General features: G+C 42.5%; 26 protein-coding genes. 3 read left to right on the top strand and 23 right to left on the bottom strand.

Annotated features, from left to right (window positions below; translation table 11 throughout):
- Positions 1 to 13: 13 nt before the first annotated feature.
- Entirely contained in the window at positions 14 to 1978 is a 1965-nt protein-coding gene (locus EAI95_RS08745) for a peptide ABC transporter substrate-binding protein (RefSeq protein WP_129822745.1), read from the bottom strand.
- 173 nt (positions 1979 to 2151) lie between these two features.
- Between EAI95_RS08745 and pbp3 the strand changes: the two genes are divergently transcribed.
- The gene (gene pbp3 / locus EAI95_RS08740) at positions 2152 to 3393 is read left to right on the top strand and encodes a D-alanyl-D-alanine carboxypeptidase PBP3 (protein WP_129822744.1); all 1242 of its coding nucleotides are present in this window, start codon (positions 2152 to 2154) and stop codon (positions 3391 to 3393) included.
- A gap of 65 nt (positions 3394 to 3458) precedes the next feature.
- Here pbp3 and EAI95_RS08735 read toward each other — a convergent pair whose 3' ends face one another.
- From EAI95_RS08735 to EAI95_RS08690, 10 genes are all read right to left on the bottom strand, one after another.
- Positions 3459 to 4031: a hypothetical protein gene (locus tag EAI95_RS08735; RefSeq protein ID WP_129270478.1), complete on the bottom strand. Its 573-nt coding sequence runs from the start codon at positions 4029 to 4031 to the stop codon at positions 3459 to 3461.
- 21 nt (positions 4032 to 4052) lie between these two features.
- A complete protein-coding gene (sufB, locus tag EAI95_RS08730; RefSeq protein ID WP_129822743.1) occupies positions 4053 to 5465 on the bottom strand; it encodes a Fe-S cluster assembly protein SufB in 1413 nt (470 codons plus the stop codon).
- Positions 5466 to 5610: 145 nt separating this feature from the next.
- Positions 5611 to 6045: a Fe-S cluster assembly sulfur transfer protein SufU gene (gene sufU / locus EAI95_RS08725; RefSeq protein WP_125335834.1), complete on the bottom strand. Its 435-nt coding sequence runs from the start codon at positions 6043 to 6045 to the stop codon at positions 5611 to 5613.
- Positions 6032 to 7258: a cysteine desulfurase gene (locus EAI95_RS08720; protein WP_129822742.1), complete on the bottom strand. Its 1227-nt coding sequence runs from the start codon at positions 7256 to 7258 to the stop codon at positions 6032 to 6034. The genes sufU and EAI95_RS08720 overlap by 14 nt, the downstream gene beginning before the upstream one ends.
- Before the next feature lie 2 nt (positions 7259 to 7260).
- Positions 7261 to 8523: a Fe-S cluster assembly protein SufD gene (gene sufD, locus EAI95_RS08715; protein ID WP_129822741.1), complete on the bottom strand. Its 1263-nt coding sequence runs from the start codon at positions 8521 to 8523 to the stop codon at positions 7261 to 7263.
- A 41-nt stretch (positions 8524 to 8564) separates the two neighbouring features.
- Positions 8565 to 9335, bottom strand: a complete 771-nt coding sequence (gene sufC / locus EAI95_RS08710) for a Fe-S cluster assembly ATPase SufC (protein ID WP_006594965.1) — start codon at positions 9333 to 9335, stop codon at positions 8565 to 8567.
- Positions 9336 to 9421: 86 nt separating this feature from the next.
- Positions 9422 to 10579, bottom strand: coding sequence for an MraY family glycosyltransferase (locus tag EAI95_RS08705; protein WP_129822740.1), 1158 nt, complete (start codon positions 10577 to 10579; stop codon positions 9422 to 9424).
- On the bottom strand, positions 10576 to 11322 hold the full coding sequence (mecA, locus tag EAI95_RS08700; protein ID WP_129822739.1) for an adaptor protein MecA: 747 nt from the start codon (positions 11320 to 11322) through the stop codon (positions 10576 to 10578). Before mecA ends, EAI95_RS08705 begins: the two co-directional genes overlap by 4 nt.
- Positions 11323 to 11486: 164 nt before the next feature.
- Entirely contained in the window at positions 11487 to 12323 is an 837-nt protein-coding gene (locus EAI95_RS08695; protein ID WP_048692043.1) for an undecaprenyl-diphosphate phosphatase, read from the bottom strand.
- Positions 12324 to 12482: 159 nt separating this feature from the next.
- Positions 12483 to 14390: a DUF2207 domain-containing protein gene (locus EAI95_RS08690; protein WP_129822738.1), complete on the bottom strand. Its 1908-nt coding sequence runs from the start codon at positions 14388 to 14390 to the stop codon at positions 12483 to 12485.
- A 120-nt stretch (positions 14391 to 14510) separates the two neighbouring features.
- Between EAI95_RS08690 and EAI95_RS08685 the strand changes: the two genes are divergently transcribed.
- Positions 14511 to 16073 (top strand): ABC transporter substrate-binding protein/permease, encoded by a 1563-nt coding sequence (locus EAI95_RS08685; protein ID WP_129822737.1) that lies wholly within the window; start codon positions 14511 to 14513, stop codon positions 16071 to 16073.
- Complete coding sequence (locus EAI95_RS08680) at positions 16073 to 16813, top strand: amino acid ABC transporter ATP-binding protein (protein ID WP_009732258.1); 741 nt, start codon at positions 16073 to 16075, stop codon at positions 16811 to 16813. The genes EAI95_RS08685 and EAI95_RS08680 overlap by 1 nt, the downstream gene beginning before the upstream one ends.
- A gap of 195 nt (positions 16814 to 17008) precedes the next feature.
- On the opposite strand, the gene EAI95_RS08675 is transcribed toward EAI95_RS08680, so the two are convergent.
- From EAI95_RS08675 to EAI95_RS08620, 12 genes are all read right to left on the bottom strand, one after another.
- A complete protein-coding gene (locus EAI95_RS08675; protein WP_006594972.1) occupies positions 17009 to 17224 on the bottom strand; it encodes a hypothetical protein in 216 nt (71 codons plus the stop codon).
- A 109-nt stretch (positions 17225 to 17333) separates the two neighbouring features.
- Positions 17334 to 18221 carry an SPFH domain-containing protein gene (locus EAI95_RS08670; protein WP_023022202.1) on the bottom strand — a complete coding sequence of 296 codons (888 nt, stop codon included), beginning with the start codon at positions 18219 to 18221 and terminating at the stop codon, positions 17334 to 17336.
- Between the two features lie 59 nt (positions 18222 to 18280).
- Positions 18281 to 19531, bottom strand: coding sequence for a threonine ammonia-lyase IlvA (gene ilvA / locus EAI95_RS08665; RefSeq protein WP_048691460.1), 1251 nt, complete (start codon positions 19529 to 19531; stop codon positions 18281 to 18283).
- Positions 19532 to 19746: 215 nt separating this feature from the next.
- On the bottom strand, positions 19747 to 20769 hold the full coding sequence (gene ilvC, locus EAI95_RS08660) for a ketol-acid reductoisomerase (RefSeq protein ID WP_023027688.1): 1023 nt from the start codon (positions 20767 to 20769) through the stop codon (positions 19747 to 19749).
- 68 nt (positions 20770 to 20837) lie between these two features.
- On the bottom strand, positions 20838 to 21314 hold the full coding sequence (gene ilvN / locus EAI95_RS08655; RefSeq protein ID WP_006594976.1) for an acetolactate synthase small subunit: 477 nt from the start codon (positions 21312 to 21314) through the stop codon (positions 20838 to 20840).
- Positions 21307 to 23007 (bottom strand): acetolactate synthase large subunit, encoded by a 1701-nt coding sequence (locus EAI95_RS08650; RefSeq protein WP_129822736.1) that lies wholly within the window; start codon positions 23005 to 23007, stop codon positions 21307 to 21309. The genes ilvN and EAI95_RS08650 overlap by 8 nt, the downstream gene beginning before the upstream one ends.
- 185 nt (positions 23008 to 23192) lie before the next feature.
- On the bottom strand, positions 23193 to 23792 hold the full coding sequence (locus EAI95_RS08645; RefSeq protein ID WP_129822735.1) for a response regulator transcription factor: 600 nt from the start codon (positions 23790 to 23792) through the stop codon (positions 23193 to 23195).
- A 1-nt stretch (position 23793) separates the two neighbouring features.
- On the bottom strand, positions 23794 to 24891 hold the full coding sequence (locus EAI95_RS08640) for a sensor histidine kinase (RefSeq protein WP_129822734.1): 1098 nt from the start codon (positions 24889 to 24891) through the stop codon (positions 23794 to 23796).
- Positions 24888 to 25628 (bottom strand): ABC transporter permease, encoded by a 741-nt coding sequence (locus EAI95_RS08635; protein WP_129822733.1) that lies wholly within the window; start codon positions 25626 to 25628, stop codon positions 24888 to 24890. Before EAI95_RS08635 ends, EAI95_RS08640 begins: the two co-directional genes overlap by 4 nt.
- Positions 25597 to 26514, bottom strand: a complete 918-nt coding sequence (locus EAI95_RS08630; RefSeq protein WP_129822732.1) for an ABC transporter ATP-binding protein — start codon at positions 26512 to 26514, stop codon at positions 25597 to 25599. The genes EAI95_RS08635 and EAI95_RS08630 overlap by 32 nt, the downstream gene beginning before the upstream one ends.
- The gene (locus tag EAI95_RS08625) at positions 26501 to 26698 is read right to left on the bottom strand and encodes a hypothetical protein (RefSeq protein WP_129822731.1); all 198 of its coding nucleotides are present in this window, start codon (positions 26696 to 26698) and stop codon (positions 26501 to 26503) included. The genes EAI95_RS08630 and EAI95_RS08625 overlap by 14 nt, the downstream gene beginning before the upstream one ends.
- Positions 26695 to 26886 carry a hypothetical protein gene (locus tag EAI95_RS08620; protein ID WP_031576469.1) on the bottom strand — a complete coding sequence of 64 codons (192 nt, stop codon included), beginning with the start codon at positions 26884 to 26886 and terminating at the stop codon, positions 26695 to 26697. The genes EAI95_RS08625 and EAI95_RS08620 overlap by 4 nt, the downstream gene beginning before the upstream one ends.
- Between the last annotated feature and the right edge of the window lie 97 nt (positions 26887 to 26983).

The raw sequence follows: 26983 nt of genomic DNA, 5'->3' as shown, positions 1-26983 counted from the left end.
CTTACTATCCCAGCTATTTCGATTCGATGTGGTTCTTTAATTCTTCTTGGGCTTTTTTATTGGATTCAGCCTTTTCTTTCAACCATTTTTCTTTACTTGCATCGTAATCTTTTGTCTTGATGACTTCATCTGAAAGTTCAAGATATTTATAGTTGGTTCCTGTACCTTTTGTTCCAACCCATGAAGCAGCACGACTATATGGGACAGTCCGTTGCAACATTGGCGTTCCACCATTTGAAACAGTTGGTAAGATCAACGAACTATCGGTTAGCCATGCTTGAGCGGCTGCGTATTTCTCATACCGTACAGCTTGGTCACTCACTTCTGCATTGGCATCTTTTAAGAGCTCTGCATACTTCCCAAAGTCAACTGCTGTAATAGAAGGGCTGTTTGAACCTGCATTCACACCTAGATAGTAGAAAACCGAACCGTTAACAGGACTTAAACTCTCTAAATAAGTAGATGGATCTTGGTAGTCTGGCACCCATCCTCCGCCTGCAAGATCATAATCTTTCTCAGCAGCAGTATCTGTGAAGTAGGTAATATTGTTAAAGTCATCATCAGATAATTTCTGAATATCTACGACAACATTGTCTGCACCAAGAACAGCTTCTACGGATTGTTTGAAGGAGCTAGCTTGTTGTACCTGACTGTTATCTGTCTGACTAACAACGTAATCCAAATGAATTGGGAATTGTACCCCTTCTTTTTGTAGTTGTTCTTTGGCTTTTGCAAATTCAGCCTTAGCTTTTTCTTGATTGTAGAGAGTGGTTTGGGCATCATCTAGATTTACGTCTTTCCACTCATCCCCATAGGTCACCAATTGTTTCTCAACAACCTTACCGAACTCTTCACCATTTACTTGAACAAAAGTCGGTGGAACCAAGGTGTTTCGAAGAATCTTGGTCGCCGCATCCGCACCAGATGTTTGAGCTGCATAGGCTTCACGGTCAAAGGCAAAGTTGACGGCTTGACGGAAATCCTTGTTTAAAATCGCTTGTTTTGTAGACGATTTTTGAGCATCTGTCGTTTTGGCTGTATGGTTATACTTCTGACGATCGATGTTGAAGCCTAGATAGTAAGATGTACCATATTGAACACCATAAACAATATTATCACCAAATTTCTTTTTCACACTCTTATAAGTGGAGCTATTTGGCATTACCGTCGCAAATGAATATTGTCCATTCTCAAATTTCTTGATGACTGATTCTGGATCTGATCCGTCATTGTAAGTCAACTTCACATTATCAATATGAACATTCTTTTCATCATAGTATTCTTTATTTTTTACAAGTTCAATTTGAGATTTTGAAGTTAAATTCTTCAAATAATAGGGACCGTTATAGAGAATACTACTTGGTTTTAAAGAACCAAAGTCTTTTCCTTGAGATTCTAAGAAAGCTGCGTTAACTGGGAAAAGGACGCCTGATGTCGTCTTAGAATTCCAAAAGCTTTCTGGGCGTTCCAAGGTATATTGAACGGTGTAATCATCTAGGGCTTTCACGCCAACTGTCTTGAAATCTGTTGTTTCACCCTTGGCATAGGCATCCAAACCTTTAATGGAGTTTTGGATTAAGAAGAGACCTTCTGATTTTGATTCCACAGCATGTTTGATTCCTGTCACAAAATCGTGAGCTGTTACAGCACCATACTCTTCCCCTTCACTGGTGTACCATTTAGCATCTTTTCGAAGTTTATAGGTATAGACCAAGCCATCTTCTGAAACTGTCCAGTCTTCTGCCAAACTTGGGATTAAATTTCCATATTTATCATTTTCTAACAAACCATCAACAAGGTTACTTGTAATATCAGACGTCGTTGTACGAGTCGATGCAATGTAGTCCAATGTATTTGGATCTGTTGAATAAATATAAGAATAAGTAGATTGATTGCTGCTTCCACCACCGCAGGCTGTCAATAGAAGAGCGCTGGCCAGAGAAACACCGGCCAGTACGAACCGTTTATTTACTTTCATCACTATCTCCTTATGTTAGGTTTTCTACCATTATACACTATTTCTTCCATTTTACCAACTATCTTTCAAATTTGCCTATGACCTTTGAGTCCTAATAGAGCAAAATAGGATTAGAGCAGTTGCCTTCTTTTATGATACAATAGTAGAGACAAAAAACAATCGAGGATTCAAACGTGAAAAAAATAATCACCTTACTTCTTTGTCTAATACTTGCGCTTCTCAGTACGTATCCTGTAAAAGCGGAGGACCTAGACCTTGGAGCCCAGCATGCTATTGCGATTGATGGGACAACAGGTAAAATACTCTATGAAAAAAATAGTGATGAGAAAAAAGAGGTTGGCGGAATCAGCAACCTTTTGACCACTTATCTCGTTTACGAAGCCATTCAGCAAGGAAAAATCTCTTTAACTGATGATGTGGATATTTCTGATAAAGCCTATCAACTGACAGCTGTTGAAGGAATCAGCAACGTTCCCATGGAAGCCCGTAAATACAAGGTTAAGGACTTGCTCACTGCTCTCCTCGTATCAAACGCCAATAGTGCCGCCATCGCCTTAGCTGAAAAAGTAGCTGGTAGCGAAGAAAAATTCGTCCTCCTCATGAAAGCAAAGCTCAAAGATTGGGGAATTACAGATGCGACGATTGTGAATGCTAGTGGATTGAACCAATCTATCATTGATGGGGATGAGGAAAATAAAAAGAAAAATACCGAAAATAAGCTGAGCGCTTATGATGTGGCAGTCATCGCAAAACATCTTCTAGAAGACTTTCCTGAAGTTACAAAAATCACCTCCCTCTCCCATGCAGAATTTGCTGGAATTCAATTGGAGAGTAGCAACTATATGCTGGAAAACATGCCCAACTATCGAGCTGGGGTGGATGGTCTAAAAACTGGAAATTCCGAAAAAGGAGGGATCTCATTTGTCGCTTCTACTAATCAAAATGGGATTCGAATGATTACCGTTGTCATTGGTGTTGAGGCAATCGATGGTGACCCTTACGCACGATTTGTTGCAACAGCCAACCTGATGAATTATGTGAGCCAAAACTTCGTTCCAAGCCTCATTGTCAGCAAAGGCGAAGCTTACAACAACAGTAAATCAACGGTTCACGATGGCAAGAAAACAAACGCCACTGCTGTTGCCAAGGATGACTTCATCGTGATTGAACGACAAGGAAGCCAAGCAGAAGCTAAAATCACCTTTAAAAGTAGCCAATCTTCATTTAGCGCTCCTATAAAGAAAGGTACTTCTCTTGGAACCCTTACCTACACTGATCCAGAACCCATCGGTCGAGGGTATATCGAAGGTAAAGCCCCTAGTATGGAAATGGTGAGCGGAGAAAATATCCAAAAAAGTTTCTTCTTAAAGGTGTGGTGGAATCAATTTGTTCGTTACGTCAACGAAAAACTATAAATGATCATAAACAAAAAAAGAGGTCACCCTCTTTTTTTGTTTATTCAATTCCGTCAACAGAACTTCTATCGAACTTCGAAATAAGGAAAAGCAGTATCGCTGTCTATTGGATGAGTCGGGATTTCTTGTTCAATCACCGCACGCCAACCTGCTACCAATTCTTCAAAAGATAAGCTAGTTTCAGGTGTAGCTGTTGTTAGCTTCCGACCAAACCAAGCCATGGTCGCCGTTTCTAATTGAAGCATGGCATAGCTAATCACAGGAACATTGGCAGCTTCGTAATTTTCATTGACTGCACGGGCTACAGCTGGGGCTTGAGGCAAGAGTTGAAGGCGGATTTTTTCTACAAGTTCTGGATCCAATTCTTGCCAAGAAATTAATTTCCCATCGATTTGATAATACAAATCAAATGTTTCTTGACCCGGCTTAAAATTCACTAGCATAAAGGCACGATCCGCTTTATCAGGACCGCCAACAGCCTTCACAGCATTGATCAAGAGATTTTGTTCCATCTGTCTCCAATAATCATCTGCTTCTTCAGCTAGATCAATTGTAAAGGGTGGAACAATTTCCTCAACAGGAATTTCGCCCTTATTCGTTTTTTCAACATTACCAAATAATTTTTTTAAGAATCCCATTTTGCTTCTCCTTTTATCCCCTTAACCGACAGATCCTTCCATTTCATAGCTAATCAAGCGGTTGAGCTCAACTGCATATTCCATTGGAAGTTCTTTAGTGAAGGGCTCTACAAATCCCATGACGATCATCTCAGTCGCTTCTGATTCTGATAAACCACGGCTCATGAGGTAATAGAGTTGCTCTTCAGAAATCTTAGATACTTTGGCTTCATGTTCCAAAGCAACTTGTGAATTATGAATTTCATTAAATGGGATGGTGTCAGATGCAGACAAGTCATCCATGATAATGGTATCACACTCAATGTGACTGACAGATTTCGCTGAATCTTTATTGAAGGTCACTTGTCCACGGTAGTCAACCTTTCCTCCACCTTTCGCGATGGATTTTGAGACGATTGAAGAGCTGGTATGCGGAGCATTGTGGATCATTTTAGCACCTGTATCTTGGTGTTGCCCCGCATTTGCAAAGGCGATAGAAAGCATGGTACCACGCGCACCTTCTCCATCCAGATAAACAGACGGGTATTTCATGGTCGTTTTAGCTCCAAGGTTTCCATCAATCCATTCAACTGTCGCATCTTTGGTCGCTTTGGCCCGTTTGGTTACCAAGTTATAGACATTGTCGGACCAGTTTTGGATGGTCGTGTAACGCATATAAGCACCATCCAAGGCAAAAATTTCGACAATGGCTGCGTGCAGGCTATTGCTTGAATAAGTCGGTGCTGTACATCCTTCTACATAGTGGACGCTAGCGCCTTCGTCAACAATAATCAAAGTCCGCTCGAACTGACCTGTATTTTCATTATTAATCCGGAAGTAGGTCTGCAACGGAACATCGACCTTTACACCCTTCGGTACATATATAAAGGTCCCACCTGACCAAACAGCTGAGTTGAGGGCTGCCAACTTATTATCCGTTGGAGGTACCAACTTAGCAAAGTATTGCTTAAACAAGTCTGGATATTCCTTCAAAGCCGAATCTGTGTCCGTAAAGATAATTCCGAGCTTTTGGAATTCTTCCTTCATATTATGGTAAACTACTTCAGACTCATACTGAGCAGCTGCTCCGGCCAGGTAAGCACGCTCTGCTTCTGGAATACCAATCCGTTCAAATGTTTCCTTAATTTTTTCAGGCACTTCATCCCAGCTACGTGCAGGTTTATCAGATGGTTTTTGATAATAAATCAAATCATCAAAATCAATATCTGACAAGTCCGCTCCCCAAGTTTGCATCGGCATTTTTTTAAATACTTCATAAGACTTCAAACGGAACTCCAGCATCCATTCTGGCTCATTTTTCGCAGCAGACAACTCACGAATAACCGATTCATTCAACCCTTTTCCTGTTGACAAGATTGGGTCTACATCATCGTGAAAGCCAAATTTATATTCACCAAGATCAATTGGTTTTGGTTCTACTCTTTCTTCTGTCATATCTTTCCTTTCATTTTCTTTTTAGTGCTCTTTACATGTGATTACTTTTTCTAGCCTGGACCATCAGCAGCCGAATGTTAATAGCACTTCTCACCAGAAGCTCGGTTAAAAAACAGACTTGAATCTTCATCACTTTTATTCATCATTAGGCTTGAGCATCGATTGCTTTTTTGAGAGCATTCCAAGCCAGGGTCGAGCACTTGATCCGTTGTGGAAATTTAGCAACCCCAGCTAAAAAGGCTGCATCTCCCAACTGGTCTTGACGGGCATCTTCTTTGCCTTGGACCATTTCTGAAAAAATAGTCGCCAACTCTAGCACTTCTTCCTTGGATTTTCCTAGGACAACGTCTGTCATCATACTAGCAGAAGCCGTCGAAATCGTACAACCTGAGTTGACAAAGGCAATGTCCTTGACTAGTCCTTCATCATCAAACTGAACAGACAAACTAATCACATCGCCACAGGTTGGATTGTTTAAGTTGATTTGTTCAACCCCTTCAATCTTTCCATGGTGGTGGGGATTTTTTGAATGGTCAGCTACTACAGCCATATAGAGGCTATCTAATTTAGAAAGTGCCATTGAAAAACTCCTTTGTTTTTATCAGCGCTTCTACAAGCTTATCACAGTCTTCCTTTGTATTGTAGAGATAAAAGCTAGCTCGAGCAGTCGCTGGAACCTCCAAATACTGGATCAAAGGTTGAGCACAATGGTGGCCTGCCCGAACGGCAACCCCTTCATAATCCAAGGCAGTCGCAAGATCATGAGGATGCAGATCCCCTAAGTTGAAGGAAATCACCCCAGAGCGTTTCGCTAAATCTTGGGAGCCATAGATTTTCAAGCCTTCAATTGCTTGAAGTTTGGGAAAGACGTAGGCAATCAAGTCTTGCTCGTGATGCTCAATTGCATCCATGCCAATGGCCTCCAAATAATCAATCGCCGCAGCTAAACCAATAGCGCCAGCCATATTTGGAGTCCCAGCTTCGAATTTCCAAGGGAGTTCCTTCCAGGTTGCGGATTGTTCATAGACAAAGTCAATCATTTCCCCACCAAATTCAACAGGTGACATTTGGTTGAGATAGTGCTCTTTTCCATACAAGACTCCAATTCCTGTCGGTCCAGCCATTTTATGCCCGGAAAAGACAAAGAAGTCTGCATCTAGTTTTTGCACATCAATTTTCATATGCGGGACTGATTGAGCCCCATCCACTACCATAATGGCTCCTTTTTCATGAGCCAATTGAGCGAGTTCCTGGATAGGATTGATCACCCCGAGAACGTTAGAAGCATGGGTAATGGAAACAAATTTGGTTCGATCTGTCAATTTTTCTCGGAAATCCTCTAGATCCAGATCACCGTCTTTCAAGTAGGCATAGACCAACTTCGCCCCTGTCTTCCGACAAGCTTCCTGCCAAGGAAGGATGTTGGAATGGTGTTCCATAATAGAAATGAGGACCTCATCCCCCTCTTCGAGAATTTCCTCTGCAAACCGCCCAATCCAGTTCAAACCTGTCGTAGTCCCTCTCGTAAATAAGACCTCTTTGGTCGAGGAAGCGTTTATAAAACGACGGACAGTTTCTCTTGCTGCTTCATAGGATGCGGTCGCCCGTTCCGCCAAGGTATGAACCCCGCGGTGAACATTGGCGTTATCCTCTTGGTAATAGCGATTCACTGCCTCTAAGACAGCTTTTGGTTTTTGTGTCGTCGCTGCATTATCTAAATAGACAAGCGGCTCATCATTCACTATTTGATCTAAAATCGGGAAATCTTTCCGAATCTTTTCGACATCTATCATGTTTATCTCTTCAATAATTTATCTTCAATGGTTTGGATCATTTCTTCACGAACTTCTTTGACTGGAATCTCCACAATCACTGATCCAAGGAAACCACGAACCACTAGGCGTTCTGCAGTTGCCTGATCCAAGCCACGGCTCATGAGGTAGTACATGTCTTCTGGATCTACCTGACCGATAGAAGCTGCATGGCCTGCAGTCACATCATTTTCATCGATCAAAAGAATTGGGTTAGCATCGGAACGAGCTTGGTCAGAAAGCATCAATACACGGCTTTCTTGTTGGGCATCTGCCCCTTTTGCTCCCTTAATAATGTGGCCAATCCCGTTGAAGGTCAAGGTTGCCTTTTCAAGAATGACACCATGTTGGAGAATGTTCCCTACCGAATTGCAACCATAGTTGGTTACGCGGGTATCAATCCCTTGTACCTGACGACCACTAGATAGGGCTACGACCTTAAGGTCTGCATGGCTGCCGTTTCCTATCAAGTCACTATCAAAGTCAGCAACGACATTTCCTTCGTTCATGACACCGATCGCCCAGTCAATGCTAGTATCCTTGCCTAGTTTTCCACGGCGGCTAATGTAGGCAGTGACATTCTCACCAAGACGATCAATCGCAGCAAACTTCACTTGCGCACCCGAACGGGCAATGACTTCTACTGTGATATTAGCAGTTGCCTTAGCACTACCTTCTCCACGTGACTCTAACCGTTCAAGGTAACTAATCTTACTGTTCTTACCAGCGATAATCAAGATGTGCTTGTTAAATGGCACATCGCTATCACTATCCTGGTAGAAGACACCCTCGATTGGCTCCGCGATTTCTACATGATCTGGAATATAGAGAACAGCTCCACTATTGAAATAAGCTGTGTGGTAGGCTGCCAACTTGTCATCATCATATTTAACAGATGACATGAAAAATTCCTCTACGACCTCTGGAATTACTTCCAAGGCTGAGTGGAAGTCTGTAAAGATGACTCCCTGGTTGGCCAAGTCAACTGGAATCTGTTCAAATACTGTATGGGTTCCATGCTGAACCAATTTTAATTGATTGTCAATCGCAGTGAAGTCTGGCACAGCAGTGAGTGGCTCACTTTCTGTGATCGTTCCATCGCCAAGATTCCAACGATGAAATTTCACGCGTTCAATCACGGGTAGTTCTAAATCATCAATTTTATCAAAAGCCTTCTGGCGTAATTCCTGCAACCATTGGGGCTCTGCATGCATTTTTGAAAAAAGTTTGATATTTTCTTTGGTCATTTACTCCTCCTCAAAGATCCTGTTCAGTTTTGGACACAAGATTAGAGTTCTTCTTTGTAGTCGTAACCTAACTCTTCTGCTAATTTCGCGTATCCTTCACGCTCCAAACGCACAGCAAGTTCAGGACCACCTGAAAGGACGACACGACCTTCCATCATCACGTGAACCACATCAGGAGTAATGTAGTTTAAAAGACGTTGGTAGTGGGTAATGATCATGGCACCAAAATCTTCGCCACGCATTTCATTGACCCCTTTTGAAACCACTTTAAGGGCATCGATATCCAAACCAGAGTCAATCTCATCAAGGAGGGCAAACTTCGGTTCCAACATCAACAATTGCAGAATTTCATTGCGTTTCTTCTCACCACCTGAGAATCCTTCGTTCAAATAGCGTTCTGCCATTTCTTCCTTCATATTGAGGAGTTCCATTTTCTGGTCCAATTTTGTGATAAAATCACGAACAGAAATCTTTTCGTCCTCTTCTTTGCCTGCATTCATGGCTGCACGAAGGAATTCAGCATTGGTAATTCCTGGAATTTCTGATGGGTATTGCATAGCCAAGAAGAGCCCCATACGAGCACGCTCATCCACTTCCAACTCAAGGATATTTACTCCATCAAATAGAATTTCACCCTTGGTCACTTCATAGTTCGGATTCCCCATGATGGCTGCAGATAGGGTTGATTTCCCTGTCCCGTTAGGTCCCATGATGGCTGCAATTTCCCCTGTTTTAAGGGTCAAGTTCACGCCTTTTAAAATTTCCTTGCCTTCAATTTCTACATGAAGATCTTTAATCTCTAATACTGACATTTGTATTCCTTTCTGCTATAGAGTTTTGTCTTATCTAGTATAACAAAAAAAAGCCTAAAAGGCTTTTCTCATGTTTAGAATCGTTCTTATTTAGTCTTGTTTTTTCTATTTTGTCGAACTTCCTCTCGATAGGCAGAATTCCCTATATAGCGTAAGCAATTGAGGAGCGGACTATGGTGAGGACCTAGGACTCCAATCAATTCTGCTAAGAGCTCCACCCCTAATACCAAACCGATGACAAGCAGAACCCCGCCAATACGAGTAGAGATATTCAACAAAAGAGAGATCATAGCAAAAATCATCGAAATCCCATAGATAACCAAAACGGTTCCGCGATGCGTTAAGCCCAAAGAAAGTAGGCGATGGTGCAAGTGATTCCGATCTGGCGCATAAAACTTCTGACCAGAGAGAGTCCGACGGACAATTGCTAAAAAGGTATCCGTAATTGGAACTCCCAAGATAATCATCGGCGTAACAACCGCAACAGCTGTCGCATTCTTCAGACCTTGCAAGGACAAAACAGCGATCATAAAACCAATGAAGAGGGCTCCCGTATCCCCTAAATACAGAATCGCTGGATGATAATTAAAGGGGAAGAAACCAGCAATGGCCATGACTAAGACAAAAATCGTCATGGTCAAGAAGAGATTGGGAACTGGGAGAAAGAAATGAGAAACAATCCCCATCGTCACCAAGGAAATAATCGAAACCCCACTGACCAGTCCATCTAAACCATCAATTAGATTGACAGCATTGGTAATCGAAATGATCCAAATGACTGTTAAAATATAGGACAACCAGGGATCAAAATGAAGAAATGGCCCACCGAAAGGGATCTTAAAATCATCCAAGCGAAAATCTGTAAAGAACCAAATCACACTAGCCCCTAGGAAAATCCCCAGCATCTTTAACCGCGGTGATAATTCTTTTATATCATCAACTAAACCAGTCAGGCCAATGATCCATCCTCCAACAACAACTGGTAAAGTATAGGTCAGATAAGATGTCTTAGCTACATAGCCTTTGGTAATCATCGGTAGCAATACCACGGTTGCAATGGTAAAAGCAAGAAGAATGGCTAAACCACCAGCGCTAGGCATGGGTTTCTTATTGATTCGGCGCGCATTTGGATAGTCTACGGCATCTATTTTAAACGCTAATAGCCTCACAAAGGGAGTTAGAATCAAACTGATTAAGAAAGTTGCAATCAGGACCAGGATAAATTGTAATGGAAAAGTAATCATACCAAATTAACCTTTTGAAGTTCGTGAATAGCATCTGAAACGAGCAAGAGATGACCATGTTCCTGGAGGACAGCTCTAGTAGTATCTGTGTCTTCTGCATATTCACGCATGGTTGCCAAGAGCCAACCTGGATAATCTTGCGGGCACCCTTCCAAATCAATCAAGACGGTTAAATAGTAAACCCCGTCCATTTTATAAAGTTCCGAAGTCTCAACCTCATAATGAACTGTTTTTGTAAACCAAATCACTTCTTCTAACTGAGAAAACTGGAGGATATAATAAATATACCGTGTATCTACTGGATGATTCGGTGTATCTTCTTCTGAAAGCTGGTTTTCATCAGCCAATTCCTCAGCTTCTAAATGACGGATAGCATCACCGTCTCCCTTACTCTTTTCAGAGATGGTCTTTTCCAAGGTCTTGATAAATTCGTCCGGAGACATTTGCGACAATTCTTCCATGTCCGGCAAGTCGGAAAAATCATCAAAATTTAGATGTTGATCAATTTTTGATTTGGTCACAAAAACATCGAGCTTATCTGGCTTAGGAGTCACTCGGAAACTCAACATGCCACTGTCTAAGAAGCTTTCTGGCATTTCCAATTCATCTAAGATGGTATAGAAAAATTCTTCTGTTTTTTCTTGAGGCACCAAAAAATCGGCCATTTCCATGCCTCGTTCTTCTAAATCCTCTAATTGAATCGTGATTTTAATGGTTGAATCACTGATTTGCTTCATTTTCATGACTGCACCTCATACTGTTAGTCTTTCTATTATACTAAAAAGGGACATATATTTCAAAACATGACCCCCATCTCAGATATGAAAAAACCTTAAACAAAAGAGTACTTCCTCTCCCCTCAAACATAGCCATTTGAAGAGAAAGAAGAAGCACTCCTATCTCATGATTAGATAAAGATTTTAATCACTGCGTAGACCAGCAAAATCGCTCCCAGAACAATCCGATATTTTCCAAAAACGGTAAAGTCATGAGTTTTGACATAATCTGTCAAGAAGCGAATCGCTACCATACTGACACCGAAGGCAACCGCCATAGCAACTAAAAGGATTGTCCCTTGGCTGAAGCTTAAAGCATTTCCTCCCAAGACAAACTTAGCGACCTTTAATAGACTAGCCCCAAACATGGCAGGAATCCCCAGATAAAAGGTAAATTCTGTCACAACTGAGCGACTAACTCCATTGACCAAACCACCTACAATTGTTGCACCTGACCGACTGGTTCCTGGGAAAAGTGACAAGACTTGGAACAAACCAATATAGAGAGCTGTCTTATAAGGCAACTTGTGTAATTCCGTCACTTCTGGCTCTACTTGTTCCCGTTTTTCAAGGTAAATAAAGGCCCACCCATAGGTGATCAGCATGATGGCTACAGAAAAAGAGTTATGAAAATGAGCTTCAAACCAATCATCTAATTTAAAGACAAAGAGCAAAGGCAGGGTCGCCACAGCAACCTTGGCCCACAATTGCCAAGTCCGTCTCACCTCTTTTTTCGATTTTCCAGGCTTAAAGGGATAAAGCTTGTCGAAGTAAATCACGACGACGGCCATAATAGCACCAAGCTGAATAACGACATTAAACATCTCCATAAAGGCAGGGTTTTGATCCTTAAACTGAATAAAGTCTTGGATCAAAATCAAATGACCTGTACTTGAGATTGGAAGCCACTCGGTGACTCCTTCAACGATTCCAAAAAGAATCGCTTTTATCACTTCAATGATAAACATCTTCTTCTCCTAAACTTACATTTGCTATATTATAACACATTTCTAGCCATAGAACCAGATGCGCTTGCAAGGATGCATAGACTAAAAAAAGTGAGGTAGATCCTACCTCACTTCTCTAAAATTGTAACTACAACTGTGGCTAGCTAGCACTTTTCGACTCTAAAAAGCACCGAAACCACCGCCTCCACCACCGCCAGAGAAACCACCACCAGAACTACCGCTCGAAGACACTGTGAAATGACTAGCGGTTGTCGCGGTCGTTCCATAAGTAGACAAGAGATGACTGGAATGGATCAGATTACTACGAAATGGAGTGTAGACATAGGCATCCATACTTGGGTTATCCAGATGGATTTGACGAAGTTTCATCACTTTACTTACTTGATCTGCAAAACCAAACAGAGTAGCATAAACTAATAAGCGATTCCATAAAACCAGCGATTGAACTTCTGCTTCTTCCAAATGAGCGATATCCCGCAACATATTACGGAAGCTATCCCAGTAATAGCGCTGTTCTGCACCGAGGTCCGTTGGGACTCCATCCCGTCGATAGAGGGTGAACTTCCCTTGGAAGGATGCCGGAAGAATCCACATTACCAACACATAGATCACACAAAAGATAGAGAGCCAATTCAAGATGAAATAAGCAATTAGGCCGGCTACCAAAGCAATGCTCCATGCAGCCCATCCAAAGAAGAGACACATACGGCCTGCACGTTCCTCCCCTACCTCTAAAGAACGGTAGTAAGGAGAAAGGGCAAAGGTTTGAATCTTTTGTTGAACTGCCTGAGCGACACGAGAAATCGCTGCATCAATCCGATCTTGCGCTTGTTTTCCTCTCTTGCGAATGGCATCTTGCTCTTTCTCAGAGACATATTTATAGAGAGAATCCGAAATTTCATAATCTGAAAACAAGTCATCTGTTCTACAATATTTTTGAGAACCGAAAGCAAGTCTAAGAAACTCGCGCTCAAATTCATCCAATGTATCTTCATTTTGAATGGTTAAAACTGTATGAGTGTCGTATTGCTCACAGATGATATTTTTTCGATCAATCAAATCAAGTAAGGTCGCTTGCACCAACTGATCAAATTTAAAGGCACCCCGAGCATGTTTTTTGGTTGGAGAAATCTCATCTAGCTCTGTAGAGTATACAATCGAGGCCATTAGTAGAGGCGCAACGTCATTTGGTATCTCATACAAGCGGCTATTTTTCGGGAAAACTCTGGTAGAAGTCACAGATTGCATGAATCGATGACGACAATAAATAGCGAGAAGAAGGAAGAACAGAATAAGGATTGGGAGTAGGACCTTCATAAATAGGCGAATCCAGGTCCTTTTTTGAACTATTCCTGCTTCCGTCCGATGATAGTTGGACTCCTCCATCAAGCCTGTATCGCGATAGGATTCCCCAAAGGAAGCTACATCCGATTTAAGCCAATAAGCATAAATCTCAACACCTTCTTTTCGTTTCAGATTCTCTAGAGTAGCCTTATAGTTTGCTTCTTCTTTCTGAACAGTTGCCTCAGCCCCCATATAAGCCGTATGGATATTCAGTTCCGATTTCGAGGCAGGCGTGGCAAATTTCGGGATAACCTGTAACTCCACTTTTTTGACCTCTTGATCCCCATCACTGATTGGTTTCCAGTTCAATAATAGGATATCTTGGTGAACATAGAGCAGGTTTTTTAAGCGCCAGGTAACCTTTATCTTGACAGTATCCCCTGCACTTCCGCCGTTATAAATCTTCACCTGATAACCATCGCCTAAATTATGAACTTCTGGTTCTTGCGACAAGGTTCTACCTTCCACTTCCACCAAAGGAGGAATTACTATTTCAAAACCTTGAGGCATTTTACCAGCACTTCCCAAGCTGACATATTGACCATTATAGGAAGTTGTAAAATGATAGACCAATTCTTCCTCATAGGTAGCATCGTCCCAAGTTTCCAAGGTAAGAGTCCCTCGATAAGACTGAACCTCATAGGAAGGACCATCCGCTTTTACAAAACCTGTTATAAATAGACAGGCCATCACTGCTAATAGAACATACAGATTTTTTTTCATTTCCCCTATACTCCTTTGGTTTATTATAGCATTTTTTCATGAAAAGGTTATCAGGTTTGAAAAGTAGACCAATTTCCTGTACAATAAGATGATACTATTTATAAAGGAAGAGGAGACTACATGAAAAAAACAATTTATGCTCTCTTTACCGGACTACTTTTGTGTCTGGGAATGAGCCATATTGTCCAAGCAGATGAGTATCTCCGGATTGGAATGGAGGCTGCGTATGCTCCTTTCAACTGGACTCAAGAAGATGATTCAAATGGAGCCGTGAAGATTGATGGCACCAACCAATATGCCAACGGGTACGATGTTCAAATCGCCAAAAAAGTTGCTGAGGGACTAGGTAAAAAACCTCTGATCGTAAAAACATCTTGGAACGGACTAATTCCAGCCCTCACTTCTGGGAAAATCGATATGATTATCGCCGGGATGAGTCCTACTGCTGAGCGCAAAAAAGAGGTTGCCTTTTCTAATAGCTACTATACTAGTGAGCCAGTCATGCTGGTCCGCAAAGATGGAAACTATGCGAATGCCACTAGTCTAGATGACTTTAAGGATGCCAAGGTCACCTCTCAACAAGGGGTCTACCTCTACTCGCTCATCTCCCAACTCAAGGGTGCAAAACAAGAAACTGCAATGGGAGACTTTGCTCAAATGCGCCAAGCTTTAGAATCTGGTGTTATCGATGCCTATGTTTCTGAGCGTCCAGAAGCCTTGACAGCTGAGTCCGCTAATTCAAAATTTAAGATGATCCAATTCAAAAAAGGATTTGAAGTTGGGGAAGAAGATGCGACCATCGCTATCGGGATGAAGAAGGGTGACGCTAGACTTGACCAAGTCAATGCGGCACTAGCGAAAATTTCATCTGAAGACCAAGTCAAACTCATGGATGATATGATCAAGAAGCAACCAGCTTCCAGCGATGCTAGCGATGATGAGCAGACTTTCTTCAGCCAAATGATGAAGATTTTGAAAGATAATGGCCCACAGTTCTTACGTGGAACTGGTATGACCCTCCTCATCTCCATGACAGGGACCATTGCTGGTTTGATTATCGGTTTGTTAATCGGTGTCTTCCGGACTGCTCCTACCTCTAAAAACAAGGCTCTAGCTGCCTTGCAAAAATTCTTCGGCTGGTTCCTCAATGTCTACATTGAAATCTTCCGCGGAACTCCGATGATCGTTCAATCCATGGTTATTTTCTACGGTTCAGCCCAAGCCTTTAACATTTCCTTGGATCGTACCTGGGCCGCTATCTTTATTGTTTCTATCAACACAGGTGCTTATATGAGTGAGATTGTTCGTGGTGGGATCTTAGCGGTTGATGCAGGTCAGTTTGAAGCAGCTACTGCTCTCGGGATGACCCATGGACAAACCATGCGTAAGGTCGTTCTCCCTCAGGTCGTTCGGAATATCTTGCCAGCGACAGGGAATGAATTTGTCATTAACATCAAGGATACATCTGTCTTGAATGTGATCTCTGTGGTTGAACTCTACTTTACAGGAAATACGGTCGCAACTCAAAACTACCAATACTTCCCAACCTTTACCATTATTGCGGTTATTTACTTTATCCTGACTTTCACCATCACCCGTATCCTTCGTTACATCGAACGTCGCTTAGATTCTGATACCTATACAACTGGTGCCAATCAAATGCAAGTCAAAGAGGTGAAATAATGGCAGAAAAAATACTTGAAATCAAACACTTAAAAAAATCCTACGGTCAAAACGAAGTTTTGAAGGACATCTCTCTTTCTGTTGAGAAGGGCGAAGTGATCTCCATCATTGGGAGCTCTGGTAGTGGGAAATCTACCTTCCTTCGCTCCATCAATCTCTTAGAAACTCCGACTGATGGAGAAATCCTCTACCGGGGGCAAAACGTTCTCGATCCTGATTACGATCTCACCCACTATCGGGAAAAATTGGGCATGGTGTTCCAAAGCTTCAATCTCTTTGAAAACCTGAATGTCTTAGAGAACACCATTGTCGCTCAGACAACTGTCCTAAAACGGGACAGAGAAACGGCAGAGAAAATTGCTAAAGCGAATTTAGAGAAAGTTGGTATGGGAGAACCTTATTGGGCTGCTCGTCCAAAACAACTTTCAGGAGGACAAAAACAACGGGTCGCTATCGCTCGGGCCCTCTCTATGGATCCTGATGCCATTTTGTTCGATGAGCCAACCTCTGCTCTGGACCCTGAAATGGTCGGAGAAGTTCTTAAAATTATGCAAGACTTAGCCAAAGAAGGCTTAACCATGATCGTGGTCACCCATGAAATGGAATTTGCACGAGATGTGTCAAGTCGTGTTATCTTTATGGACAAGGGGGTCATCGCTGAACAAGGTGATCCGAAAGAAATCTTTACCAATCCAAAAGAAGAACGGACCAAAGAATTCTTACAACGTTTCTTAAACTAAAACAAACTCCCTCACTGGAAATCCTTCCGATGAGGGAGTTTTTAAATACCATCAATTGAAAGCACGATTCCACACATAAACTTGTTGAAATCCTTTGATAGATATGAAGTAAGCTAGTGATACTTTCCTACGATATCCTGATTTATACTATATAAAAAGAAGGGAAGCTTTTTCCCTTCTTTTTTATATCTAAGTTTAATTTTCGAATTTTTGATGATTCTTATCATAAAAATCGATCAAGCCAAGCGCAGTTTCAAACGAAATGTTTTTCACTTTTGCACGACCTTGCGCAAGTGCAATGATAGACATTTCACGGGCGTTCGTTTCTTTACTGATACGATAGCCAGTGATCTTTTTATCACGTACCCAACCAACAACTGATTCCACTTTTTCGAAGTTCGATTTAGCCATGATTCTTCTCCTATATTATTATTTCCAATACTAATATAAAATTTTTTGCATATTTTGTCAACCATAATAGCTGAAAATACGAACAATTTTAAAAAAGTCAGATATTTTGTTATTTAGCTTTTAAAGCTGAGAGGATTTGGGTGCGAATATTCTCTACGCCATCCGGATTTGCTGGTAAGAAGAGGGTATTGGTACCTTGTTTTTCTGCAAAGTTATTCAAAGTATCCAAATATTGGTTGGTCAAAAGAATCGACATAATCTGTTCTTCTGTCAAATTCACATTGGTGTCTTTCAATTCCTTGATAGAATCTGCCAAACCATCTACAATAGCCTTCCGTTGCTCTGCAATCCCGACCCCGTGAAGGCGATCTTTTTCAGCTTCTGCTTCGGCTGCGGTAACAATCTTAATCTTGTCCGCTTCAGCCAATTCTTGGGCAGCCACACGTTTCCGTTGAGCAGCATTGATTTCATTCATTGACTGCTTCACTTCAGCATCTGGTTCAACCTTGGTAATCAAGGTTTTTACAATGATATACCCGTAGGTTGACATTTCTTCAGCTACTTGTTTTTGAACCTCAAGGGCGATTTCATCCTTTTTCTCAAACAATTCATCCAAGGTCAACTTTGGAACAGATGAGCGCAAAGCATCTTCGATGTAAGATTTGATCTGAGCTTCTGGACGCATCAATTTGTAGTAAGCATCCGTTACATTGTTTTCATTTACGCGGTATTGTGTCGCGACATTCATGGTAACGAATACGTTATCTTGTGTCTTCGTTTCGACTACAATCTCGCTTTGCAAGAGACGCAATTGCACACGCGCAGCAATTTTATCGATTCCAAATGGTGCACGCACATGAATCCCACTGTTGCTGATTTTTTGGTAGCGCCCAAAACGCTCAATAATCGCAACAGATTGTTGTTTCACCACATAGAGTGAGCTAATGAATACAGTAGCTCCAACTACTAGAATAGCCAATAGAAAAATCCAAATCATTTCCTGATTCTCCTTTTTATTTTATTACTTTTTTAAGTGACTCTTTGTTAAAGAAACCATCATACCAACATGTTATAGAGGGTTTCATTTCCATTTAGGTTAATGAAAGAAGGGTCAAATTGTTCAATCCGATTGATCAGACCTGCATAGTCATGCTTATCTGCCAAAGCAACCCCAATCAAGACTGGGCCAGTCCCCTTACTTGCTCGTTTGATGTACTCAAACCGCGTGATATCGTCATTTGGTCCTAAGATATCATTTACAAATTCTCGAAGAGCTCCTGGACGTTGCGGGAAGTTGACGATAAAGTAGTGTTTGATACCATCATAGATCAAAGCTCGCTCTTCCATCTCTGGCATCCGGTTAATATCATTGTTCCCCCCAGAAATCACACAGCAAATGGTCTTCCCTTTGATATACTCTCTCAACACTTCTAAGGCTGCTACACTGGCAGCTCCAGCTGGTTCTGCAACCAAGCCTTGCTTAGAATAAAGATCAATCAAGGTCTCAGAGATCAAGCCCTCGTTGACGCCAATCAAGGTCTCAACATTTTTTTTCGTTGCCTCATAAGTCAACTGGCCTACCTTTTGAACAGCAATCCCATCCGCAAACTTATCAATCTGTTTGAGTTTTACCGGGCCTCCAGCTTCAAAGGCTGCCTTCATCGATCGAGCCCCATCTGCTTCAATTCCAATAACCTCGATTTCCGGCGCTTGTTCCTTGATATAGGTGGATACTCCGGCGATGAGGCCTCCCCCACCAACTGGTACTAACACCGCATCGAAGGCAATGGATTCTTTCTTAGCTTCCTCTAGAATTTCGTAGGCTACAGTTCCTTGACCCGCTTGGACATTGGCATCATCAAATGGATCAATGAAGGTACAGTTTTTAAGTTCAGTATATTCCTGCGCCGCCTTAGAAGAAGCATCAAAAGTATCTCCTACTAATTTAATGGTCACATATTCTCCACCGAAGAAACGAACCTGGCTAATTTTTTGCTGAGGTGTTGTAATCGGCATAAAGATGGTCGCTGGGATTTTCATCTCCCGGCAGGTGTAGGCAACTCCTTGAGCGTGGTTCCCTGCTGAGGCACAGACTACTCCTCGCTCTCTCTCTTTCTCATTCAACTGAGAAATCGCGTAGTAGGCTCCACGAATCTTAAAGGAACGAACCCGTTGCGCATTTTCCTTCTTTAAATAGATTTTTGCTCCATATTTTTCGGATAAATAATGATCATAATCTAAGGGAGTCTCAACAACCACACCCTTTAAGACCTTGTGGGCTTTTATGATATCTTTCGATGTTATCATGGTCTTCCTCTTCTTCTCCTTATTTCATCTAATTATATCAAAAGACTGCAAAAATTTCAGCGTGTTTTCCAAATTTTCAGAAAAATCACCCAAAATGTTCGATATGGCACGTCTCTTCATACAGATTCTGCTAAATGGTTGAAAATACCTTCCAATCCTTCTCTGCTATTGATGAAAAAGAAGTTGGGATTTCTCCCAACTTCACCATCACCTCATTAGTTATAGATTTTAAAGGCGTCGTCGTCATTTTTTCCAACGAATGGCATTGCTTTACGCAATTCAGCACCAACTTTTTCGATTTCAAGGTTAGCCGCTTGTTCACGGTAAGCAGTCAATTTTGGACGACCAGCTTTGTAGTCGTTCACAAAGTCGTTGGCGAATTTACCATTTTGGATATCCGCAAGAACGGCTTTCATGTTTTCTTTCACTTGCTCAGTGATGACACGTGGACCTGACACGTAGTCACCGTATTCAGCAGTGTTAGAGATTGATTGACGCATTTTCTTGAATCCACCTTCGTAGATCAAGTCAACGATAAGTTTCATTTCGTGAAGTACTTCAAAGTAAGCCAATTCTGGAGCGTATCCAGCTTCCGTCAAGACTTCAAAACCTGCTTCGATAAGGGCAGTCAAACCACCACAGAGAACGGCTTGTTCACCAAACAAATCTTCTTCAGTTTCTTCTTTATAAGTTGTTTCCAAAAGACCAACGCGTGCTGAACCAACACCTTTACACCAGTCCATGGCGATATCTTTAGCATTTCCTGTAGCATCTTGGTAGACAGCGTAAAGTGCAGGAACACCAAATCCTTCTTCATACGTACGACGTACCAAGTGACCAGGTCCTTTAGGCGCACACATGAAGACATCTACATCTGCAGGAACTTTGATGAATTCGAAGTGGATGTTGAAACCATGTGCAAATCCAACAGCATTACCAGCTTCCAAGTTTGGAGCAATTTCTGCTTCGTACAATTCTTGTTGGATTTCGTCTGGAGCCAAGATCATGATAACGTCAGCCAATTTAGTTGCTTCTGCTACTGTGTAAGTATCAAAGCCATCTTCTTTTGCTTTGTCAAAAGATTTACCTGGACGTACACCGATGATCACATCATGACCTGAGTCACGCAAGTTTTGAGCGTGGGCATGACCTTGTGAGCCATAACCGATCACGGCGATTTTTTTACCGTCAAGTGCTGCTACTTTTACATCTTTTTCGTATTCCATTTGAACTGCCATAGTTTTTTTCTCTCTTTTCTATTATTTATTGCCTCTTAGGCGGTAGTAACTATTTTGAATGGTGGGCTTTAATCGCGGGTAAAGCCAGTTGCACCCGTCCGTGCAACATTCTTAATCCCATAAGGACGAATGACACGCAAGAGAGCTTCGTTCTTCTCTGCATTTCCTGTCATCTGCACGGTGATGGAGCTTGGAGCCACGTCTACCACAGTCGCGCGGAAGGGCTGGATAATAGCCAGCAATTCTGCCCGTTTCTCTGCTGGTGCAGAGACCTTGATCAGAATCACTTCACGCTCTAGGTGAGGTTTATCTGTAATGTCTCGGACGCGAATCACATCGACCTGGCGATTGAGTTGCTTGATGATTTGTTCGACTTCATCATGAGAGGCAACATCGATGATGATGGTAATCCGTGATACATTCGGATTTTCTGTTGCTCCTACTGAGATGCTCTCAATGTTGACTTGTCGTCTAGACAAGACACCGGTAAAGCGATTGAGAACCCCAGACCGGTTTTGAAGTTTGGCTGTTAACATTCTACGCATTAAACTTCACCCCCAACATCTCATGATTGCTCTTACCAGCTGGTACCATTGGTAAAACGTGTTCTTTCCGAGAAATGTCAATCTCGATGAACATTGGTACATCTTCGGTAATGACTTCCAAATCCTTCTCAAGGGTTTCGGGATTATCAAATTTGTAATTCTTAATCCCATAGGCTTGCGCCATCAATTGGAAGTCTGGCAAGGTTTCAAAGACGGACTCTGATGTTCGTCCATCATAGAAGGCTTCTTGCCACTGCCGAACCATCCCAAGTGAATGGTTATTGAGCATGATGACCTTGATCGGAATCTTGTAAACATTCAAGATTGCCAATTCTTGGTTGGTCATCTGGAAGCCACCATCTCCGACAAAGAGCACGACTTCTTTGTCTGGATTGGCAATCTTAGCACCAATTGCAGCTGGTACACCGAATCCCATGGTCCCTAGACCACCAGAAGTCACTAATTGCCGTTCGTTTTGATATGGGTAGTACTGAGCTGCCCACATTTGGTGTTGGCCAACGTCTGTCACGACGATGGCATCCCCCTTGGTCAACTCACCCACGCGTTCAATAACTGCTTGGGGTTGGACCACGCGTTCTTTCTTATCGTAAGAACGAACCCGATTTTTATCTTGGGTAACTTTCTCAACCCATTTCTCCGTATTGGTATGAACCACTGGCTCTGCTAACAACTGTTGTAGAGCTTTCTTCGCATCACCAACTACTGGAATATCTACTGCAATGATTTTACCAATCTCTGCTGGGTCAATATCAATATGAGCGACTTTGGCATTCTTCGCAAAGGTCTTTGGATTTCCTGTCAGACGGTCATCGAAACGACAGCCAATACTGATCATGAAATCCGCTTCGGTCATGGCAATGTTGGCCGCAAAGGATCCGTGCATCCCACCCATTCCAAGGAAGAGAGGATGGTTTGTCGCAATCGTTCCCTGACCTAAAAGGCTAGTCACTACAGGGATCTGATAGCGTTCTGCTAAGGCTACCAATTCTTCTGCCGCTTCCGCATAGCTAACGCCACCCCCAGCCAAAAGGACTGGTTTCTTAGCCTTGCCCAATTGCTTCAAGATTTTCTTAATCTGCAATTCATTTGGCTCAATGGTCGGTTGGTAACTTGGAATGTTGATTGCTGGGTTGAATACATAATCTGTTTCTAAGGCAGAGACATCTTTTGGAAGGTCAATGACGACAGGGCCTGGACGACCAGTTGTCGCAATATGGACCGCTTCAGTAATAATCCGTGGAATATCTGCTGTCTCTCGTACTTGGTAATTGTACTTGGTGATCGGCATGGTAATCCCAACAATATCTGCCTCTTGGAAGGCATCCTTCCCGATACCGGAACGGTTGACCTGTCCAGTAAATACAAGAAGAGGGACACTATCACTCATGGCGTCAGCAATACCTGTAATGGCATTGGTTGCCCCAGGTCCACTAGTGACGACTGCGACACCCAACTTTCCAGTTGATTTGGCGTAGCCTTCCGCTTCATGCAAACACCCTTGTTCATGTCGGCCAAGAATGTGTTTGATCCCTTTAAAACTATAAATAGCATCGTAAAGGGGCAAAACGGCTCCACCCGGGTACCCAAAAATGGTATCAATCCCAAGATCTCGAAGCGTTTCTAGCACAAGCTCTGAACCTGTCTTTGCAGTTTCTAAGGTAATTTTCTCCATGTCTCTCCTTTCTGTTTCTTTGATTATCAAATGAGCATGCTACTATCATACCATTTTTGGAAAATAATTCAAGTAAAAATCACAAATTTTCTGAATTTTCTATCCAAATCCGATTAATGAGAGTTGTCCTAAAAAAGAACAATCCAATCAAAAAAGTCTCTAGGAATCCTAGAAACTTTGCTTGCTTATAGCCATCCCTTTTCTTGGGCTATCTTTGCTGCTTCCGTCCGATTTTCTGCATCCAATTTAGTTAGAATGCCTGACATATAATTTCGGATGGTCCCGTTAGAGAGAAATAAACGATCAGCAATTTCTTGGTTGGAAGCTCCTTTGGCGACTTCTTTTAGGACTGCTTGCTCCTGAGAACTTAGAGGATTGGGATGGGTCAAGATTCCCTCCATTAATTCAGGAGAATATTCTTTTTGACCTGCCAAAACTGTATGAAGGGTCCCCATCAAGTCCGTGATGCGTCGCTCTTTTAGAACATAGGCATCGACTCCGGCCTTGAGGGCCCGCTCAAAATAACCCGGTCTCTTAAAGGTGGTAACGATGACAACCTTGAGCTGGGGTTGTTGACTTTTGGCCCATTCCAACACTTCTAGTCCTGTTTTGATAGGCATCTCAATATCTAAAATAGCAATATCAACTGGATGGGTTTCGAGTAAGCGAATGGCTTCTTGCCCATCTCCAGCCTGCAAGACTTCTTCTACATCCTCTTGCAAAAGCAGGAGCTGGCAGAGGGCATCGCGCAACATACTTTGGTCTTCTGCAACTAATAAGCGCATCTTATTTCCTTTCTTGATAGGGGATCCGTATTTCTATGCGGGTCGGCTTGTATTGATGACTGATATCCAGCTCTCCTCCCAACAAGGCAATCCGTTCGCGGATTGAGTGCAGGTCCTTATCCGAGACCTTATCAAAGCCGATACCATTGTCTTCTGCGACCATTTCTACCCCTGTTTCGGTGGAGCGATAAGTGAGAAGGGCTTGCGTCGCTTTGGCATGTTTGATCATATTGGTAGCTAGTTCCAGAGACACCATGGCCAGAGCAGACTCTAGAACCGGCGAGATGCTAGCTGTATCGAGATTGTTTTGGATCTCCACTTTGACTTGCGCCACTTCTAGCATTTGCTTGACGGTTTCCAGCTCTCTTGCCAGGGTTCGCTGCTTCAAGTTCTCCACAATCTCTCGGACTTGGTGCATGGACTCTTGACTAATGGCTTGAATCTCTTGCACCTGCTCCTGCGCCTTCTCAACCTGACCCAATGCTAAGAATTGATCAACCAGGTCTGCCTTGACACTGAGCATAGCAAAGGTGTGGCCAAGACTGTCATGTAGATCACGTCCAATCCGATGGCGCTCGTTTTCTGCCAGCAAAAGATTGATCTGGGCATTTTGCTTGGCATGGTCAGCTTTCAACTCTTCCATCATCCGAATCCGAACCATGCCGTAAGTCATGGCATGGGTAAAGAAGAAAATGATGATTAAAAATACCCATTCATACTCCATCGCATTCTGTTTGAAAAAGATAACTCCAAAAAGTAGGAATTGCGATAGAAAAACTGTCCAAAGATAAAGAGAGCGAAAATCGCTAATCTCAAAGTGATAGACTAACAGGTTACTGATGAAGAAATAAAACCAAAAATAGTTGGCGTTAATAAAAAGAGTATTTCCTGCTACATAGGCTAGGAGGTACAGCCAACAAATCCAGATCAGCTTCTTGTTTTCAGTAATCAAGATTCCTAGATAGGAAGCAATAAACAAGAGGGCTAAAAAGAAGTGCCAGTAGGGAACCTCACCCAATAAAATAGAGATAAATGGGAATCCCATAAAGACTAGGCTAGCGTAAAACATATAATGAATACGCTTGAGTTTTTCAATCATGAACGAACCTCAGAATGACGACGATAGACGATGACAAGGGTAAACAAGACCAAGGTAAACAAGATTAAATAGAGACTAGCAAAGCCATTGACCTGCCCCTTATTTAAAAAGTTCTTGATCAGTTCCATCAATTGATAGGTTGGAAGGCATTTGCCAATAGCTTGCATCCATTCTGGAAAGACACTAATAGGCATCCATAGGCCACCCATGACAGCCAGTCCCATATAGAGGAGATTGCCCGCAACCGACATCAATTGACTGGAAGGAAGCAAGGTCAAGACCAGACCGATAGCTACAAAAGCTAGACTTCCTAGGATGAGAAGGAAGGCCGCTAAGACCCAATCCTGTAGAGACATGTTCACATGCCGCACCACATGACCCACGGTAAAGACGACCCCAATGGATAGGAGAAAGTCTACAAAGAGACCCGCAACCTTTATTAGATAATATTCTACCATAGATACCGGGGTATGGCGCAAGACTTTTTGCCAATTGTTGAGTCGATCGGTTTCAAGAACTGTTGGAAAAGAAAAGATAGCCGTAGACATCATAGAAAATGCCGTCATAGAAAGGAGATAATCCCTCATAAAGTGAGCGGGTGCCCCTGGTGTGTCCTGGTACATCCCTGAAAAGAAGAGATAAAAGGCCGTGGGCATCCCAATTGATAACAAGTAATAAATGGCTTGGCGTCTAGTCAAATGCCACTCAACCACGCCGAGAGCTTTCATGCGTTTCATCTTCTCTACCTACTTCCTTTGTATTTTCAAAAATAGAATCCAATAAACTTCGATTGGTCACCTCGATCTCTTGGATCGAACACCCTTCTTCCTGCAATCGCCTCCACAAACGATTGGCATCGCTTGTCACAACCTGAAGGGCATCGGGTTTGACCGTCACTTGACCAATCCCTTCCATCTCGGCCACTAGACCTTGGTAGCGTAGTGGCAGGGTGAAATGTTTTTCTACCTCTTCGCTTCTCATAGCGAGAGGTGTCGTATCCCGAAGCAAATGGCCCTGGTGTAAGACTATGATCCGATCAGCTGTATGCTCTACTTCCTCGATGTAATGGGAAGAATAGACAATAGTCACACCTTGGTCCTTTAAATGCCCGACAATCTCCCAAAAGCGTTGGCGAGTGGACGTATCCATGGCAGCCGTTGGCTCATCCAAGAAAAGCAAACTGGGACGACCAATCAAAGTCAACACAAAGGATAAAAGACGCTTTTGCCCACCAGACAGCTTACTGGCTAATTGCTTCTTTTGTTCTGGAGTAAAACGCAATAAATCATCGATGTCATTGACCGTTAAAGGGTTGGGATAAATCGAGCGAAAGAAACTGATCAGTTCCTGCACGGTTAGCTTTTGTACGATGGCATTCTCTTGAGGGAGATACGAGACACTAGCCTTTAGTTGAGGATGGCCAGGAGCTTTTCCCTCTACTTCAATAGTTCCAGAAGTCGCCTTCCTATCTCCTAGGAGGCAATCCATCAAGGTTGTTTTCCCAGCTCCGTTTGGCCCAATCAAAGCCAGACAATCCCCTCTCTCGACTGTGAAAGAAAGATCTTCTAGGATCCCCTTTCCTTTGATGCTTTTGTTCAAGTTCTCAACTCTAATGACACTCATGGGACTCTCCTTTCAACCAAATCTGGCCAGCTGGAATGATGACATAGACGACCAAGGTCACTCCCCAAATCGTTTGGAAAAACCAGCTAGGAAAATGGGCAGAAAACCAGCCCGTCATCATCTCAGTTGCCCAAAGGAGCAAACACAAAACAGCTACCAATCCAATTTCAATTTTCTTTTTCATTGCTCCATCTCCTTTTTAACAGCCTTGACCATTTTTAGACCTTCTTGGACTGCCCAACTCATGATGCCAATTCCAGCAAATAATTCCCAAGGGAAATGGTAATAGAGACTATCATCCTTTGAAAAAATCAAATAGACGACCATCCCAACCACTGTTAACGTAAATACTTTATAGATCCATTGTTTCATTTTTCCTTACCTCTTACTTTCTGACTATATTATAGCGAAAGGAATAACTGCCCACTAGATGATTTTGTCACTGGCTGACATGACAAATGTCATGGAA

It is taken from the genome of Streptococcus sp. bf_0095, from assembly GCF_004166885.1.
Lineage (GTDB): Bacteria > Bacillota > Bacilli > Lactobacillales > Streptococcaceae > Streptococcus.
The sequence above is the reverse complement of the archived record's forward strand: the minus strand, read 5'-3'. Positions and strand labels throughout refer to the sequence as shown.

Coding starts and splice junctions, on each gene's coding strand:
- EAI95_RS08690 (WP_129822738.1), bottom strand. CDS start 14,390: ATGAAAAAAAATCTGTATGTTCTATTAGCAGTGATGGCCTGTCTATTT.
- EAI95_RS08635 (WP_129822733.1), bottom strand. CDS start 25,628: ATGAAACGCATGAAAGCTCTCGGCGTGGTTGAGTGGCATTTGACTAGA.
- EAI95_RS08670 (WP_023022202.1), bottom strand. CDS start 18,221: ATGATTTGGATTTTTCTATTGGCTATTCTAGTAGTTGGAGCTACTGTA.
- EAI95_RS08735 (WP_129270478.1), bottom strand. CDS start 4,031: ATGGGATTCTTAAAAAAATTATTTGGTAATGTTGAAAAAACGAATAAG.
- ilvN (WP_006594976.1), bottom strand. CDS start 21,314: ATGCGTAGAATGTTAACAGCCAAACTTCAAAACCGGTCTGGGGTTCTC.
- sufB (WP_129822743.1), bottom strand. CDS start 5,465: ATGACAGAAGAAAGAGTAGAACCAAAACCAATTGATCTTGGTGAATAT.
- ilvC (WP_023027688.1), bottom strand. CDS start 20,769: ATGGCAGTTCAAATGGAATACGAAAAAGATGTAAAAGTAGCAGCACTT.
- EAI95_RS08705 (WP_129822740.1), bottom strand. CDS start 10,579: ATGATTACTTTTCCATTACAATTTATCCTGGTCCTGATTGCAACTTTC.
- ilvA (WP_048691460.1), bottom strand. CDS start 19,531: ATGATAACATCGAAAGATATCATAAAAGCCCACAAGGTCTTAAAGGGT.
- EAI95_RS08645 (WP_129822735.1), bottom strand. CDS start 23,792: ATGCGCTTATTAGTTGCAGAAGACCAAAGTATGTTGCGCGATGCCCTC.
- EAI95_RS08720 (WP_129822742.1), bottom strand. CDS start 7,258: ATGATAGATGTCGAAAAGATTCGGAAAGATTTCCCGATTTTAGATCAA.
- EAI95_RS08630 (WP_129822732.1), bottom strand. CDS start 26,514: ATGAGTGTCATTAGAGTTGAGAACTTGAACAAAAGCATCAAAGGAAAG.
- EAI95_RS08650 (WP_129822736.1), bottom strand. CDS start 23,007: ATGGAGAAAATTACCTTAGAAACTGCAAAGACAGGTTCAGAGCTTGTG.
- EAI95_RS08695 (WP_048692043.1), bottom strand. CDS start 12,323: ATGTTTATCATTGAAGTGATAAAAGCGATTCTTTTTGGAATCGTTGAA.
- sufD (WP_129822741.1), bottom strand. CDS start 8,523: ATGACCAAAGAAAATATCAAACTTTTTTCAAAAATGCATGCAGAGCCC.
- sufU (WP_125335834.1), bottom strand. CDS start 6,045: ATGGCACTTTCTAAATTAGATAGCCTCTATATGGCTGTAGTAGCTGAC.
- sufC (WP_006594965.1), bottom strand. CDS start 9,335: ATGTCAGTATTAGAGATTAAAGATCTTCATGTAGAAATTGAAGGCAAG.
- EAI95_RS08685 (WP_129822737.1), top strand. CDS start 14,511: ATGAAAAAAACAATTTATGCTCTCTTTACCGGACTACTTTTGTGTCTG.
- EAI95_RS08620 (WP_031576469.1), bottom strand. CDS start 26,886: ATGAAACAATGGATCTATAAAGTATTTACGTTAACAGTGGTTGGGATG.
- EAI95_RS08745 (WP_129822745.1), bottom strand. CDS start 1,978: ATGAAAGTAAATAAACGGTTCGTACTGGCCGGTGTTTCTCTGGCCAGC.
- EAI95_RS08680 (WP_009732258.1), top strand. CDS start 16,073: ATGGCAGAAAAAATACTTGAAATCAAACACTTAAAAAAATCCTACGGT.
- EAI95_RS08675 (WP_006594972.1), bottom strand. CDS start 17,224: ATGGCTAAATCGAACTTCGAAAAAGTGGAATCAGTTGTTGGTTGGGTA.
- mecA (WP_129822739.1), bottom strand. CDS start 11,322: ATGAAAATGAAGCAAATCAGTGATTCAACCATTAAAATCACGATTCAA.
- EAI95_RS08625 (WP_129822731.1), bottom strand. CDS start 26,698: ATGAAAAAGAAAATTGAAATTGGATTGGTAGCTGTTTTGTGTTTGCTC.
- EAI95_RS08640 (WP_129822734.1), bottom strand. CDS start 24,891: ATGATTGAAAAACTCAAGCGTATTCATTATATGTTTTACGCTAGCCTA.